Here is a 15403-nt window from a genome sequence, read left to right as displayed (position 1 = left end):
TTCCCCATATGAATAAAATATTCCTGTGGAGCTTTTTATAGGTGAAATAAAAATCCGCGTCCAGCATTGTTTGGTTTTTTTTTTACGGGGGAGGGTGGCGAATCGCGGTGACGCGCAGGCGTGTTTGCGAATGCAGCGTGTCAGGTACACCGCATCAGGGGATATGCAGGGGCGACGTCTGGTTGCTCACCTGCGAGGAGGTAAGGCAACGACCTACGCTTTCATGCGTGCCGAGCCAATTGCCGCGAGGGCAAGCATCAACTCAGTCCCTTTGAGGGTGTGCTTGTAGTGCGTCCGTAGATCGGACTCCCAAGCGATCACTTCAGCCAGGGTCGCGGCCGCTTGATCGGCGGTAAGCGCAAAGTGTGCGCAATGGCTCAACAGGTTGGCGCGACTGATCACCCGGCCCTCACGGCCCACGGCCATTGCGAGGTTGGGCGGAGAATACCCTTCGAGGCACGGCACCACGTCGTACATGGGCGCCAGCCGCCAGCCGCTCTTTAGCCAGAGGATAGCGTGATTCTTCGGGTGATCGTCGTCGTTGCCCACCAAGGCGTTGAAGCACATTCGCTTAAACAACTCCTGGAGGTCTTGCGCCGGCACACCACGGCGACTCATCTCGTTAGCGACGGAGGCATAGACCCAAGCGCTGCGGTCGGTGGTGTGCCATTCGGCGTCGAGCAAGGTGAGTGCGCTGAGCATCGGTATCCGAACGCTCATGTCAGCAGGCGGCATGCGGTCGAAACGCTCCACCAGCAAGGTCGAAGGCTTTTCGGCATACAGCGCGGTACGGGCGACATTCAAACCTTTCCCGGCCGCGAATGTCATGCAGGCATGTTCCAGTGCCGGAATATCGCACTGATCATAGCGGTCACGGGGTTTGACCAGAATCAGCACGCCGTGGTTCTGCAGGGTACGCTTGGGGCGGGCGCCTCCTAGAGAAGACCGTTGCCTGCGTAGCTTGAGGGTCTGAATCGCCTCTTCATCCAGTTGGTTATCGAATATGGCTTCGGTGGCCTGGATGAAGGGCGTGAGGCCCTTGAGCGACGGTAACGGATCCTGTCCGATACCGGTTGGCGGATGGCGCGTCTGGCCTGCCAGAAGGTTGCCCGCGCGATCATTGTTCGGGGATTTCAGCAGGTAATCGATAGGCCCCAGTGCGTGTCGATGGATGTCTTTCAAGACCCGCTCACCCCAGCCATCGGGCATCGCGTCGTTGATGAAGCCGGGTATTCCCTTGTTTTTGGTTATCGGGCCGAACGTTTCGCTGCGCAGCGGATAGCGAACCGGGTCGGGCACCCAGCCACGGGTAGTAACGTACTCTGGATCGTAAGTGAACTCGCCGACCCCGTTGACGATGACCAGTCGACCCAGAGAAACCACCTCGGCGGTTTCAGGATGCTCCATGTAGACGTAGGCCCTGGACATCAGAAGTCCTCACTTTGTGGTTTGGCCAGGCGAACTCGATGCGATGCATGGGGATCATTGGCTTGCAGCTGTGAGGAGGACTCGATGCCGTCGAGGCTGCGAAATACTTCCTGGGTGAGCCCCAGGTGCCAAAGCACCATCATGAACGAGCGTAATTCCACAAGGGGGTCGCCGCCCTCGATTTTACGTACCGTCTGCTCGGAAATTGAAAGGGACAGGGCCAGGTCTTTTTGTCGAAGCCTGGACTGCAGACGCCTGCTTTTTACCAGAAGCCCTATTCTATATAGGTTGTCGGCGCATTCCAGTGGAAAAAAGCTTTTCATAAGCCGCCTTTTAGCAGTGCTAAAAATAGATAAGCAGCACTATAGCACGCCTAAAGCATTGCGAAAGAGGGCGGGGAAGCTTGCTGGATGTCCGAAAGCTAAGCGGTCAGTCGTCGCCGTAGTTCATGATCGACAGCAGATGAATCGGAACCTTTACCAGCTGCTCCGGGCCATGCGGAACTTCACCATCGAAGGTCAGGCTGTCGCCGGGTTTCATGTGGTAGAGCTGATCGCCATGACGGTAGACGATCTCACCTTTCAACAGGTGCAGAAACTCGGTGCCGGGATGGGAGAAGGTCGGAAACTCTTCGCTGGCATCGTCCATGGTGACCATGTAGGCCTCGAACGTCTTCTTCGGGCCACGGGTGTGATTGAGCAGGTGATAGGTGTGGCCTTTCTCGGTACCACGGCGCACCACCTGCATCCCTTCGCCTTTGCGCACAAGCAGGGCGCCACTGCCTTGTTGGTCGTACTGGCTGAACAGCTTCGACATCGGCATGCCGAGGGCATCGCACAGGCGGCTCAAGGTATCGAGGCTGGTGGAAACCTGGGCATTTTCGATCTTGCTCAGCATGCCTTGGCTGATGCCTGCCAATTGTGCGACATCAGCAATCTTCAGTTCCTGCAATTGACGCTGTCGCTTGATTTGCATGCCCAGGTACTGCTCGAGCCTCAAGCGTGGCTCGGCCTCGGTGGAAATCACTTTGCTCATGCTTCATTTCCGGTCATGAATATAAATTTCGCACTATGAATGTGCGATGCACCCTTGTTGCTGTCCGCCCGATTTACAGCGCGAGCGGCTGCAGCATGTCTGAAGTTTTCTTCACGCGACACTCATTTCCCTGGCGAAGCCTTGAAAAGCCTGCATTGCAAGATTAAGGACGCCCAGAATTTCCTCGTAGCTAATCATTTTGGCAAGGCAATTGCATTCTCATTAGGAAAGTAACTTTCTTTTTGAGAATACTCGGGTCGGCTTCAGGTCATGTCCAGACGAATTCTAGCACTGGGCAATCATTAACGACTGGCGCCGACCCTAGATGCAGATCCCGCTGTTTTGCCTTGCTCGAGGAGTCCAAGTGATGTTGCCACCAGAAACACAACGAATTATCGATGAGCACAAAATCAAATATGTGCTGGCTCAGTTCGTGGATATCCACGGTTCGGCCAAAACCAAATCGGTACCGGTCTCCGGGCTGCAAACCGTCATCGACAGCGGCGCCGGCTTCGCAGGCTTTGCCATTTGTGGTATGGGCATGCAACCCCATGGCCCGGACTTCATGGCCAAGGGCGACCTGAGCACCTTGACTGCCGTGCCATGGCAGCCTGGTTACGGACGCATCGTCTGCGTCGGCCACGTCAATAACGAACCGCACCCTTACGATTCGCGTTACGTGTTAATGCGCCAGGTAGAACGCCTTAATGCACGCGGCTGGACCCTCAATACTGGCCTGGAACCTGAGTTCAGCCTGTTCCGTCGCGATGCCGAGGGCAAGCTATGCAGCGTGGATGCCAGCGATAACCTGGACAAACCCTGCTACGACTATAAGGGCTTGTCGCGTTCGCGGCAGTTTCTGGAAAACCTCACCGAGGCGCTGCAAAAAGTCGATTTCGACATCTATCAAATCGATCACGAAGACGCCAATGGTCAGTTTGAAATCAACTACACCTACAGCGACGCGCTGACCTCCGCGGATCGTTTCACCTTCTTCCGTATGGCCGCCGGCGAAGTGGCCAACGATTTGGGAATGATCTGCTCGTTCATGCCCAAGCCTGATCCGAAACGTGCGGGCAACGGCATGCACTTCCACTTGTCAATCGCCGACGCAGTGAACAAGAACCTGTTCCATGACGCCAGCGACTCGCGCGGCATGGGCCTGTCGAAAATGGCCTACCACTTTGCGGCGGGTCTTCTGGCTCACGGCCCTGCGTTGTGTGCCTTCGCCGCACCCACCGTCAATTCATACAAACGCCTTGTGGTCGGCCGCTCGCTGTCAGGCTCGACCTGGGCTCCAGCGTTCGTTGCCTACGGCTCGAACAACCGCTCGGCCATGGTTCGGGTGCCTTACGGTCGCCTTGAATTCCGCCTGCCGGACGCGGGCTGCAACCCCTATCTGGTCAGCGCAGCGATCATCGCCGCCGGCCTGGACGGCATTGACCGCAAGCTGGACGCAGGTGAGCCGTGCAACGAAAACCTGTACTCGCTGAGCCTGGAAGAAATTGCCGGTCGGGGCATCGCCACTTTGCCGCAAAGCCTCAAGGAAGCCTGTGACGCGCTGGAGGCTGATCCCCTGTTCCGCGAAACGATGGGCTCGGAAATCATCAACGAGTTCATCGAGCTCAAGCGCATGGAATGGGTCGAGTACAGCCGTCACGTCTCCGATTGGGAGATCAAGCGCTACACCGAATTTTTCTAAGCGGTTTTCTGTAAAGACACGTTTTCAACCACTCGATTTGAATCAATCCGGGTCTTTTGAATCAGGAACCGGCTGCCAAGCAGGAGAAAGTGTATGTGCGGAATCGTAGGTCTGTACTTGAAGAACCCGGCGCTGGAGTCCCAGCTCGGCAAGCTCTTCGAACCCATGCTGCTGTCGATGACCGACCGTGGCCCGGACAGCGCCGGCTTTGCCATCTATGGCGATGAAGTCGCGGATGGCTGGATCAAGCTGACATTGCAGGCGACCACAGAGGACCAGGACTGGAAGACCCTGATGGGCGAACTGGAAGGGCGCCTGGGTTGCTCCCTGGAGTGGTTCCAGAACGCGACCGCCGTGGTATTGAAAATCAAGACAGAAGAGGCGTTGGTCCGCAACGCGTTGGCCGAGCTGGCGCCGACCGTGCGCATCATGAGCGCCGGGCAGAGCATCGAGATCCTAAAGGGCATGGGCTTGCCGAAAGAGATCTCCGAGCGCTTCAACCTTAAAGGCATGAAAGGCAGCCACATCATTGGTCACACCCGCATGGCCACCGAAAGTGCTGTGACCATGGAAGGCAGTCACCCGTTTTCGACCGGCGCCGACCTATGCCTGGTGCACAACGGCTCGTTGTCCAACCACTTCCGTCTGCGCCAAGAGCTCAAGCGCGAAGGGATCGTGTTCCAGACCGAAAACGACACTGAAGTGGCGGCGGGTTACTTGGCCTGGCGCCTGCAACAGGGCGACTCGCTCAAGCAAGCCTTGGACAACTCCCTGGAAAACCTCGACGGCTTTTTCACCTTTGCCATTGGCACCCGCAACGGTTTCGCGGTGATTCGTGATCCGATCGCGTGCAAGCCCGCGATTTTGGCTGAGACCGATGACTACGTCGCCATGGCCTCGGAATACCAGGCGCTGTCCAGCCTGCCTGGCATCGAGAACGCCAAGGTCTGGGAACCAGCACCTTCAACCATGTACATCTGGGAACGCCAAAGCGCCTGAGGAGCACCGTATGAAAGCTATCGATCTATCTGTCAGTGAAGTACGCGAGCTCAATCAGGGGCTGCACGATCAGGCCAAACAATTGACTGATGCGGAGTGGGTCGTGACCCATTCCAATGGCAAACACAACCTCGCGGTGGGCGTCGATCAAGAGCTGTCCATCGATATTCAGGGTCACGCCGGTTACTACTGCGCAGGCATGAACAAGAAGGCCCACATCACCGTGCACGGCAACGTCGGCACCGGCGTGGCGGAAAACATGATGTCCGGTTCGGTGCGGGTCAAGGGCAGTGCCTCCCAGGCTGCTGGCGCCACCGCTCATGGCGGCTTGCTGGTGATCGAAGGCGACGCGGGTGCCCGTTGTGGCATCTCCATGAAAGGCATCGACATCGTGGTCGGCGGCAGCATTGGCCACATGAGCTGCTTCATGGGCCAGGCCGGACGCTTGGTGGTGTGCGGCGATGCAGGCGATGCCTTGGGTGATTCGCTGTACGAAACCCACATCTACGTGAAGGGGAAAGTGGAATCCCTGGGCTCGGACTGCATCGAGAAAGAGATGCGCGCTGAGCACCTGGAAGAACTGCAGGAACTGCTCAATCGTGCCGGTTTCGACCACAAGGCAGCCGATTTCAAGCGCTACGGCTCAGCCCGTCAGCTTTACAACTTCAAAGTCGATAACGCATCCGCGTATTAATTCGCGTATCAAGGAGTACACCATGAGCGACAAACCCACTCCGGTCCTGCGCGAATCCGCGACCTTCGACCGTCTGACCATTCAGGAAATCCAGCGTGCCGCCGAAACCGGCATCTACGACATTCGCGGGGGCGGCACCAAGCGCAAGCTGCCGCATTTCGATGACTTGCTGCTGCTGGGAGCCAGTGTTTCCCGTTACCCGCTGGAAGGCTATCGCGAAAAGTGCGGCACTGACGTAATCCTCGGCAATCGCTTCGCCAAGAAACCCCTGCACTTGAAAATCCCGATAACCATCGCGGGCATGAGCTTCGGTGCACTGTCGGCCAACGCCAAAGAAGCATTGGGCCGGGGCGCGACCATCGCCGGGACCAGCACCACCACGGGTGATGGCGGTATGACCCCGGAAGAGCGCGGTCAGTCCGAGCATCTGGTCTATCAGTACCTGCCATCGCGTTACGGCATGAACCCCGATGACCTGCGCAAGGCGGATGCCATCGAAATCGTCCTGGGGCAGGGCGCCAAGCCAGGTGGTGGCGGTATGTTGCTGGGGATGAAAGTCACCGAACGTGTCGCCGGCATGCGCACATTGCCCATCGGTGTCGACCAGCGCAGCGCCTGCCGTCACCCGGACTGGACTGGCCCGGACGACCTGGCGATCAAAATTGCAGAGATCCGTGAAATCACCGATTGGGAGAAACCGATCTACGTCAAAATCGGCGCCAGCCGTCCGTACTACGACGTCAAACTCGCGGTTAAAGCCGGTGCCGACGTGATCGTGCTCGACGGCATGCAAGGCGGTACCGCAGCGACTCAGGAAGTGTTCATTGAGCACGTTGGCATCCCGATTCTGCCGGCTATCCCGCAAGCGGTTCAGGCGTTGCAGGAAATGGGCATGCACCGCAAGGTGCAACTGATCGTCTCTGGCGGTATCCGTAACGGTGCCGACGTGGCAAAAGCCATGGCCCTCGGCGCTGATGCGGTGGCCATCGGTACGGCGGCGTTGATCGCACTGGGTGACAACCATCCGCGTCTGGACGAGGAATTGCGCAAGCTCGGCTCGGCGGCGGGGTTCTATGACGACTGGCAGAACGGTCGTGACCCGGCGGGCATCACCACTCAGGACCCGGAGCTGTCGAAGCGTCTGGATCCTGTGGAAGGGGGGCGTCACTTGGCTAACTACCTGCGAGTATTGGTCCTCGAAGCACAGACCATGGCCCGTGCCTGCGGCAAGTCACACCTGCACAACCTCGACCCCGAGGACCTGGTGGCCTTGACCGTCGAAGCCGCCGCCATGGCCCGCGTGCCATTGGCCGGGACCTCGTGGATACCGGGTCAAAAATACTGACTTTTCGACGCCGCCGTGATGGGCGGCGTTTTCTCTAGCTGCCAACGGGCACAGATCCGTATGCACCGCGAGCCTGCAGGGCCTCGCGATCCCTCTTTCTGCCAGTCCCTTGTGTCGACTTCCCTGTTTATGGAGCTTGCTGACTATGATTTCTGACTCGTTTATACGACCTCTTTCAAGGACGACCCTGGCGCTGCTCGCATTGAGCTTGTCGCCATTGGCCTCGGCAGCCGACGTTACTCTGGACACCGGCACCACCGCCTGGATGATGACCGCGACGATGTTCGTGTTGTTGATGTGTATTCCGGGCCTGGCGTTGTTTTATGGCGGCATGGTCCGGGCCAAGAACTTTCTTTCGGTGTTCACCCAGTTGTTCGCGGTCGCTGGCGTGATCGGCGTGCTGTGGGTGGTCTACGGCTACAGCATCGTCGTTGATGCGACGGGGATGGTCGCTGGTGAAGTCAATCTGCACAGCTTCATCGGCGGCTTGAGCAAGGTATTCATGCTCGACATGACCCATGACAGTCTGGTGGGCAACATTCCCGAAGGCGTCTACAGCGTGTTTCAGATGTCCTTTGCGATCATCACGCCGGCGCTGATTGCCGGTGGTTTCGCCGAACGCATGAAGTTCAGCGCGGCCGTGGCGTTTATGGCGCTGTGGTTCACCTTCGTCTATGCGCCTATCGCACACATGATCTGGGGCGGACCTGGGGGGTTGATGGTCAACTGGGGCGTTCTGGATTTCGCCGGCGGCACTGCGGTGCATATCAATGCGGGCGTTGCGGCGCTGGCGGCGTGCCTGGTACTGGGCAAGCGCAAAGGTTACCCGAACCTTGCCATGCCCCCGCATAACCTGGGCTTCACCCTGATGGGGGCCGGTTTGCTGTGGGTTGGCTGGTTCGGCTTCAACATTGGTTCGGGCGCTGCGGTGAATACTGGCGCGGGTATCATCATGCTCACGACCCAAGTCGCAGCCTGCGCAGGTGTTGTCGGCTGGATGCTCACCGAAACCCTGATTCATGGCCGTCCCAGTGCCTTGGGCGCGGCATCCGGTGCTTTGGCCGGTCTTGTCGGCATCACCCCAGCCTGTGCCTATGTTGGTCCGGCGGGCGCCATTGCAATAGGCTTGATCACCGGCGCGGTGTGTTTCTTCGGCGTCAGCCAGCTCAAGCAGAAACTGGGTTATGACGACACGCTGGACGTGTTCAGTCTGCACGGCATCGGCGGAATCGTCGGCGCACTACTGACCGCAGTATTCGCGTCTCCTTCGTTGGGCGGTTATGTCGAGAACCTGGACATCGGTGCTCAGCTACTGACCCAATTGAAGGGCGTCAGCTTCACCTTCGTTTACTGCTTTGTCGTGAGCATGACCCTCCTCAAAGTGCTGGAGTGGACCATAGGCCTGCGTGCCAGCGAAGAGAACGAAACGATGGGGCTTGACCTCGCGGAGCATGATGAGCGGGCGTATAACGTTTAATTGATAGAGGGAGTCGAAACGCCTCACGGAGTGGGGCGTTTTGACAAGGTGCCAAAGGCTACGCGTGACGTGGTGATTCAACAGGCGGTGTGCCGTCGTGAAATAGAGTCTTCAGTTGTGCGCGTAACTCCGGTGAATCGGTATGCTTATGAACAGTGACCGCATGCTGTGCAGCCGCCTCAAGCAATTCTTTTTCAGAGTCTGCGGATAGCGCGATCGAGCAGTTGATTTCGCTCGGGAATTCGCGGCAATCGATGTATTTGCGGGCCATGATGTTCTCCTCATAAGAAGGCAGGCCAAGAAGCCTGCGTGAACGACCGCTCGACACATTGCGCGGAATACATTGAACACGACTGCGCGTGGCATCAAGCGTAATCATTTTTAAAGTATAGAGCGGGTGCCAAGTTTGGGTTTCTTGAAGAGACAGGAGGCGTTCACCCAACATTTGAGTTGGCTATTCGAGGACGGAAATAAGGTTTAAAAAAACGAAAGCCGCTACGTGTAAGCCTTGGGCGCGGCGCGGCGCGGCCGTGGGTGGACAGTCCACCCTCTGCGCAAGGTCTCAATGGGCATAAACAATCTTCCTGAGAATCGCTTGGCGCACTACGAAAAAGCCCGCACATGGCGGGCTTTGAAAATCAAGTAGGTGGCCGGCGCTGGTCTCCGGCTTACAAGGTTTATCAGGCCTCTCACAGAAAAGTTTTGTGCCTTTCTGCTTCACACGGCGTAAGGGCTGGATCTCAGCGCGGAGATCTTTCTAACCGTGTACCCTTCGGAACGCGCCCCACGTTTCCTTGCTATCCTCTTGCGCATCAGTCTGCGTCTTCACCTACAACTTCAGAATAGCAAAAAGTCCTAAGCGTTAGCCGGATTTTTTAGAACGATTTTGATCCGGGGGAAGGGGGGCAAGATGGAAAGCTACTATCCCGCGAGACTGCGGCGATATCTCGGCCTATGACGGGGCCGTGGAAGACTATCCGAAGGGATGAAAATGACGTTGACTGATGAAAGGTTGGTCAGGATAGCAATGGCCAATCCAATAAACGCTCAAATTACCTCACGCTTGCCTTCACTCGGTTTGAGTCAGTCCATGCCGCGAGCCTGGACTGGCTCTCGGGAGCTGCGATTTCAGCGCTGTGCCTTCAGATGCATGTTGGGAGAGTGGTCGTTTGGAAAACGTCTGAGTTGTTTCTGCTAGTCTGCCAAGCCCGGAAATTAGCAAAGCCAGGCTCAACCCTATGATCAATATCCGTGTCATGACTATGGACGATTACGATGCCGTCATCGACCTCATGAAGCGTACTCCAGGCATCTCCTTTCGTGCAGCGGACTCTCGTGAATCGACCTCGAGTTATTTAGAACGAAATCCCGGGATGAGCTTCGTTGCTGAAGCCGGAACCGCTCTTTGCGGTTGCATCATGTCTGGACACGACGGCCGCAGAGGATATTTGCAGCATTTGATTGTCCTTCCCCAGTATCGGCGTCAAGGCATAGCAAACGCGTTGGTGGAGCGCTGTCTTTCAACTCTTGAGAAACACGGAATACTTAAATGTCATCTCGACGTGTTCAAGACAAATACGACAGCTGCTGACTATTGGCACAGCCAAGGTTGGCAGCTTAGGTCTGATATCGATCGGTATTCGTTTACCCGATCAAATAATGAGAACGCATGATCGAGTAGACCGAACCAGAATCAGTCGTGTGATAAAGGATATTGAAAACATGCTCGCCGCAGCATAATCAGAACCGCTTCCCCTCAAGCCCCGTGACTCGGGGCTTTGTCGTAAGTATCCTCCTCAATCCAATTCGAAGATGTTAAGCATGAACCTACGCAAAATTGCAGTGGGGCTGTCGGCCCTTATTTTGTTCACGACGGGTGCGGCAGAAGCTCGCAGCCTGCTGGACTTCATCAACCCGCCCAGCCAGCATCAAGAGCAAGGGCATCGCTCTGGCTCAATCAGCCAGAGCGTGGCGATTGACCTCTATTCAAGCAAAGAGAAACAGGCATCGTTTGATGGGTGTGCCGACCTGTTCCCGGCAGCCAAGCCGATAAGCATGGCTACTGTGCCAGCAGCGATGAAGCCTTTGGCCCTGTGTTCCGACAACTTTGCGGTGCTGTACTCGCAAACCAGCAAGACGCCGATGGTTGTAGTTGAGCGCCTTAATTCAGCCCAGCTAAATGATGCCAAGGGAGAGGAACGAACCAATCAGTTCTATCCGGACCCACGTATTCCCAAGAGCGGGCGGGCAGAGTTGAGTGACTACCGTGGCCAACATCCGGCAGTGGATCGTGGTCATCAGTCTCCGGCAGCAGATGCACCGAATCCGAATGCAATGGCCCAGTCCTTTGCGCTTTCGAACATGGTGCCGCAAGACCCCACCAATAACCGAAAGATCTGGAGCAAGGTCGAGTCTGATGTCAGAAAGTTCGCGAAGCGAGCCGATGGCAATGTCTTCGTCTTTACCGGACCGCTCTTTGACGCTGGCCATACCACTATTGGCGACAACAAGGTCTGGGTACCTACTCGCCTGTTCAAGCTGGTCTACGACGCTTCGTCCAAGCGGGCCTGGGCCTATGTGTTACCCAACGCGGAAACCCGCATCGAGAGACCCATGGACTATGAGACATTCGTGAAAACCACTGGACTCAACCTGTTGGAGAACCTACCGGTCTCTGGTTCGGTGGTTCGTTCTTGATCTTCGAGAGTCCACGGTAAGCGGGCAGGCTCACACCTTGGCTTGCGAAATACGCACAGACGATCACGGCTCGGGCAGTCCCTGCACAACCGGTTCGATCAACCGCATCAGCCCTTTGGCTAACGGGGTAACCAAACCGCTGACGTTAGTCGTCTTTGTATCATCACATGCACAGACGACGGGTCAGATCATTCAGAAGCCATCGGCCCGCTTTGCCTAAAGCGCGATCTTGCATGTGCGCTGCGTAGATCGTCAGTGTGTCTGGTGTGCGCTGAAGTTCGGCGGTTAACTCAAGCGGCACGAGGCGTCCTGAAGTCAGATGATCCGCGATGAGATGCTCCGGCATTCGGCACCAGCCGAACCCGGCGAGCAAAAAATCCAGCCGTCGTGCCAGATCTACAAACCGCCACTGGTGGCTGCCCGTCACCCCATAGCTAGGGCCGTCGGGAGCGACCGGATCGGAAAGTACCAGTTGCACAAAAGGCTTGATGTCTGCACTTGTTACCCGACGGCCTAACATGGCCAGCGGATGCCCGCTGGCGACTACTGGCCTCAAGTCGACACTCAGCAGCGGCAGTGCGATGACATCGTCGGGCACTGTCGGAATCAATGTGCAAAGCGCCAGCGCGGCATTGCCGTTGCGCAATCGTCGCTCTGCGCCGCCCAAGCCTTCAGTAGAAAAACTCACGGCCAGATGCGGGAAAGCCTCACGGAGAGCGCGGAGGCTTTCGATGAGCGGTGCGCTAGGGACTAAAGGGTCTATGGCGAGAGCTAACTCCGGCTCAACCCCTGCTGCGGTACTGGCGGCCATTGCTTCAAACTGGGCAGCGCTTGCCAGCACAGCGCGCGCTTGAACCACTAGCACTCGACCTACCTCAGTGATAGTTGGACGATGGCCGCTCCGATCAAACAGCCTCACACCTTGAACTGACTCAAGTGTGGCAATCGACTGGCTAATGGCAGATTGAGCACGCCGCAGGTGACGTCCCGTTGCCGAGAAACTGCCTGTATCAGCAATGGTTACAAGGATCCGCAACTGATCCAAGCTGAGATTTCCGATCATGACCCATCACTTAAACAGATGGATTCAATCATATTTACATCACTCCTGCGTAGAGATCGCATTGGGTAGAGTGTGTAGCACATCGCCTAAAGCGACAACGCAAAACATACCGCCGCGTCACCGCGCAGGAGTTACTTTCATGTCCAGGCTTCTCTCCATTGAAACCAGTCCACGTGGAGAGGCTTCAATCTCCCGGCAGCTCACGCGCCAATTTGTGGCCGCGTGGGAAACTGCACACCCAGGCGGCGTGGTCAAAATACGGGATCTAACGGACACTCAACTTACGTTTGTGACCGCTCCCTGGTTACAGGCTTACTTCACCCCGCAAACCCAACATTCGCCTGAAATGAAAGCTGTGTTGCAGCTATCCGATGAGCTTGTGGCCGAGTTGCTGGAAACCGATCACCTGGTTATTTCAACGCCGGTCTACAACTATAACGTCCCTGCGGCGCTGAAGGCGTGGGTGGATCACGTGGTACGTAAAGGCCTGACCTTGGGCTTTGATGGTAAAGGGCTGGTGACCGGTAAAAAGGCAACGGTGCTGCTCGCCTCGGGCGGTGTCTACACCCACGACTCTCCGATTAGAGACCGTGACATTGCGACCCAATATTTGAAACTGATCCTGAATGTCCTGGGTATCACTGACGTCACCTTTATTGCGGCCGGCGGCGCTAAAGCTGTAGATCTCGGAGAAATCAGCATGCACGATTTTCTAGATACATTTGATCATCAAATTCAAAAGTCGCTGGTTTAGACAGCATTTCTCCTAGCCCATACGATTCTGCTCTATCGACTTCGCGTGGTTAAACGGGCATCCACTTATGCGGCAGCAACTGATCGATTTCACTCGCCCGCTGCGTTGGCAGGCGCGTGAGGACGACCTTCAAATAAGCATACGGATCATGCCCGTTGAGTCGCGCCGATTGGATCAAACTCATGATCGCCGCTGCCCGTTTGCCGCTGCGCAGCGAGCCCGCAAACAGCCAATTCTTGCGACCTAGCGCCCACGGCCGAATCTGGTTTTCGGCCCAATTATTGTCAATGGGTACGGCCCCGTCTTCGAGATAGCGAGACAACGCCGTCCAGCGTTTGAGGCTGTAATCCAAAGCCTTGCTGATCGCCGAGCCGTCGTGCACAAGTAGGCGCTGGGCGATCATCCAGGCATGCAAAGCGTCCATCACCGGTATGGCTTTTTCTTTCCGTATTCGACGGCGTAAATCCGGCTCCAGATCGTAGACTTCAAGCTCGATTTCGTACAGCTGCTGGATGTAGCGCAAGGCCTGTTCGGCGAGCTGGCTCTTGTTGACTGCGCTGGCTCTACAGTCTGTGACGTCCGCGCATTCCATCATCTTTCTTGGTCTGTTGCCGCTCGCCACAGCCGTTTTCGGTGTTTTGCGTGGTGGCGAGCGCCTTCGGCCTGCGTTCTGGTTTTTTTCGGTTCTGGGAAGCGTGCTGGTTATGGGGTTCGCCTTTTTCCAGGGTCTGACAGCGTCTGCCGAAGGAGACATTCTGATGCTGTTGGCAGTCCTTGCATGTGGTCTTGGTTATGCCGAAGGGGCGAAGCTTTCCAGAACACTGGGAGGTTGGCAGGTAATTTCCTGGGCATTGGTTATTTCGACACCTGTTGTGGCACCGCTGACTTGGTTCCTGAGACCCAATTCGTTCTCGGGGATCACTACGCCTGTATGGTGAAGCCTGGCTTACGTCTCGCTCTTCAGCATGCTGATCGGTTTCGTATTTTGGTATCGCGGGCTTGCCCAAGGGGGTATTGCTGCCGTTGGACAGCTTCAGCTTCTACAGCCTTTCTTTGGATTGGCGCTGGCGGCCACATTACTTCACGAGCAGGTCAGCATTGGCATGCTGGGGGTAACCGTTGCCGTGATCCTCTGCGTTGCTGGAGCGAGAAGATTTTCCAAGTAGCCGCTCATGGCCAAAGTTGCCTTGCAACGCAGGAGTGATTGGGTACTTTATCTTCAAGGCTCGACCGGCAGAACCAGCGATCCCTGGCAGTTGCTGTCTTGTCGGCAAGCGGACACTGGAACAGTCCATGACAGCAGGGCGATTCATTAGGGCGCGTCGGGCTTTTAGCGAATGGTCAGGTATTTTTTTCTTCCGCCAGGGCCTTGGCCACTACGGCAGGTAAGCTTCCGGGCGCCCTTATACGCATCTGCTTGTTCAAATTAAAACGACCGAACACAACCGTGATGTCAGAAACCGAGACGTCAAACTCTCGGGCGAGAAACTTGACCATGTGGTCAGTCGCCCTGCCTGCTACGGGTGCGGCAGTGACGCTAACCTTGAGTTGACTTCCTTTCGCCTTGCCGATGGCATCCTTTTTTGCACTCGGAGTTCCAAGTATGTTCAGAACTAGAACCTCTCCATCCCACCCACAAAACGAGGACATCTCAACGCCACGGCCGGAGGATTTTTTACTGGTAATTGCTCGTGCTTTTTTCACATGGATCCTGCAGAGGTCGGATAAAAATGCCTAGCTGTAAATAGACATCAAATGGTGCATATCTGGTTCGATTCAGAGCTGCGAAGCGGCTTCGGCTTGAATGGGTTGTTAGGCCGCGTCCTTGCGGTACGTGCCATCGGAATGAATAGCCCAATCAAATTTGTAAATTCCGGTGGTGCATAAGCTACATAGATCAGCTCTCAGAAGAAATGATTGAGTCGTGACTGGATTCAGCCGCTAGCTTCAATCGGTCAGCTTTATTAATGTATTTAGACTTGCTTGGCGGTGCCAATTTGTCACTGGCCTTTTTGGCGTGAGCCTTTAATAACTGTTTTATTTTTTTACGACGATTCATATTTCTTTTGCTCGGTTTGTAAGTTCTTGCATGATATCAGCTTGAAATATTGGGCCAGATCCCTGTGGTGCGCAATTAGTGCATAACCTTGAAAATAGGCGATGAATCGCCCCTGGCATCCTGAAAGCCTCCGAATGACCGCCCCTGGCG

Annotated in this window: 15 protein-coding genes and 3 pseudogenes; 10 read left to right on the top strand and 8 right to left on the bottom strand. The window is 56.1% G+C overall.

The genetic code is table 11. The annotated features are described in order from the left end of the window. Positions 1-213 precede the first annotated feature (213 nt). The 3 genes from ACVBEG_RS12270 to ACVBEG_RS12260 form a co-directional block, all read right to left on the bottom strand. Positions 214-1428: a type II toxin-antitoxin system HipA family toxin gene (locus tag ACVBEG_RS12270; RefSeq protein ID WP_322179008.1), complete on the bottom strand. Its 1215-nt coding sequence runs from the start codon at positions 1426-1428 to the stop codon at positions 214-216. Next, a complete protein-coding gene (locus ACVBEG_RS12265; RefSeq protein WP_322179009.1) occupies positions 1428-1751 on the bottom strand; it encodes a transcriptional regulator in 324 nt (107 codons plus the stop codon). Before ACVBEG_RS12265 ends, ACVBEG_RS12270 begins: the two co-directional genes overlap by 1 nt. Positions 1752-1857: 106 nt before the next feature. Continuing rightward, on the bottom strand, positions 1858-2451 hold the full coding sequence (locus ACVBEG_RS12260; protein ID WP_322183133.1) for a helix-turn-helix domain-containing protein: 594 nt from the start codon (positions 2449-2451) through the stop codon (positions 1858-1860). 379 nt (positions 2452-2830) lie between these two features. Here ACVBEG_RS12260 and glnT point away from each other — a divergent pair, with 379 nt between their 5' ends. The 5 genes from glnT to ACVBEG_RS12235 all read left to right on the top strand — a co-directional run bounded on the left by glnT (position 2831) and on the right by ACVBEG_RS12235 (position 8680). Beyond that, positions 2831-4165, top strand: coding sequence for a type III glutamate--ammonia ligase (glnT, locus tag ACVBEG_RS12255; protein ID WP_447107767.1), 1335 nt, complete (start codon positions 2831-2833; stop codon positions 4163-4165). Between the two features lie 93 nt (positions 4166-4258). After that, complete coding sequence (locus ACVBEG_RS12250; protein ID WP_447107766.1) at positions 4259-5164, top strand: class II glutamine amidotransferase; 906 nt, start codon at positions 4259-4261, stop codon at positions 5162-5164. A 10-nt stretch (positions 5165-5174) separates the two neighbouring features. Continuing rightward, positions 5175-5858 (top strand): GltB/FmdC/FwdC-like GXGXG domain-containing protein, encoded by a 684-nt coding sequence (locus tag ACVBEG_RS12245; RefSeq protein ID WP_322179011.1) that lies wholly within the window; start codon positions 5175-5177, stop codon positions 5856-5858. A gap of 22 nt (positions 5859-5880) precedes the next feature. After that, positions 5881-7203, top strand: coding sequence for an FMN-binding glutamate synthase family protein (locus tag ACVBEG_RS12240; protein WP_322216575.1), 1323 nt, complete (start codon positions 5881-5883; stop codon positions 7201-7203). A 145-nt stretch (positions 7204-7348) separates the two neighbouring features. Then, a complete protein-coding gene (locus ACVBEG_RS12235; RefSeq protein ID WP_322179013.1) occupies positions 7349-8680 on the top strand; it encodes an ammonium transporter in 1332 nt (443 codons plus the stop codon). 58 nt (positions 8681-8738) lie between these two features. Here ACVBEG_RS12235 and ACVBEG_RS12230 read toward each other — a convergent pair whose 3' ends face one another. After that, positions 8739-8951: a DUF1059 domain-containing protein gene (locus tag ACVBEG_RS12230; RefSeq protein ID WP_322183135.1), complete on the bottom strand. Its 213-nt coding sequence runs from the start codon at positions 8949-8951 to the stop codon at positions 8739-8741. A 720-nt stretch (positions 8952-9671) separates the two neighbouring features. Between ACVBEG_RS12230 and ACVBEG_RS12225 the strand changes: the two are divergent. The 3 genes and pseudogenes from ACVBEG_RS12225 to ACVBEG_RS12215 form a co-directional block, all read left to right on the top strand. Beyond that, positions 9672-9773 (top strand): annotated as a pseudogene (locus ACVBEG_RS12225) (nucleotidyltransferase family protein); the annotation flags it as partial. A 145-nt stretch (positions 9774-9918) separates the two neighbouring features. After that, complete coding sequence (locus ACVBEG_RS12220) at positions 9919-10353, top strand: GNAT family N-acetyltransferase (protein ID WP_322179014.1); 435 nt, start codon at positions 9919-9921, stop codon at positions 10351-10353. 148 nt (positions 10354-10501) lie between these two features. Beyond that, positions 10502-11377, top strand: coding sequence for a DNA/RNA non-specific endonuclease (locus tag ACVBEG_RS12215; RefSeq protein ID WP_323565716.1), 876 nt, complete (start codon positions 10502-10504; stop codon positions 11375-11377). A 163-nt stretch (positions 11378-11540) separates the two neighbouring features. Here ACVBEG_RS12215 and ACVBEG_RS12210 read toward each other — a convergent pair whose 3' ends face one another. Further along, positions 11541-12440: a LysR family transcriptional regulator gene (locus tag ACVBEG_RS12210; protein ID WP_447107765.1), complete on the bottom strand. Its 900-nt coding sequence runs from the start codon at positions 12438-12440 to the stop codon at positions 11541-11543. Positions 12441-12579: 139 nt separating this feature from the next. On the opposite strand from ACVBEG_RS12210, the gene ACVBEG_RS12205 reads away from it, so the two are divergent. Beyond that, on the top strand, positions 12580-13194 hold the full coding sequence (locus tag ACVBEG_RS12205; protein WP_322179050.1) for an FMN-dependent NADH-azoreductase: 615 nt from the start codon (positions 12580-12582) through the stop codon (positions 13192-13194). A gap of 49 nt (positions 13195-13243) precedes the next feature. Here the strand turns inward: ACVBEG_RS12205 and ACVBEG_RS12200 are convergent. Further along, a pseudogene (locus ACVBEG_RS12200) lies at positions 13244-13750 on the bottom strand (IS66 family transposase); the annotation flags it as partial. On the opposite strand from ACVBEG_RS12200, the pseudogene ACVBEG_RS12195 reads away from it, so the two are divergent. Beyond that, positions 13740-14360: pseudogene (locus tag ACVBEG_RS12195) on the top strand (DMT family transporter); the annotation flags it as partial. The pseudogenes ACVBEG_RS12200 and ACVBEG_RS12195 sit on opposite strands and share 11 nt — an antisense overlap. A gap of 175 nt (positions 14361-14535) precedes the next feature. On the opposite strand, the gene ACVBEG_RS12190 reads toward ACVBEG_RS12195, so the two are convergent. Further along, complete coding sequence (locus ACVBEG_RS12190) at positions 14536-14898, bottom strand: DUF167 domain-containing protein (RefSeq protein ID WP_322179051.1); 363 nt, start codon at positions 14896-14898, stop codon at positions 14536-14538. 193 nt (positions 14899-15091) lie between these two features. Continuing rightward, on the bottom strand, positions 15092-15253 hold the full coding sequence (locus ACVBEG_RS12185) for a DUF2986 domain-containing protein (RefSeq protein WP_322179052.1): 162 nt from the start codon (positions 15251-15253) through the stop codon (positions 15092-15094). Positions 15254-15403: the final 150 nt, after the last annotated feature.

This window comes from Pseudomonas sp. GG8 (assembly GCF_052976945.1).
The sequence above is the reverse complement of the archived record's forward strand: the minus strand, read 5'-3'. Positions and strand labels throughout refer to the sequence as shown.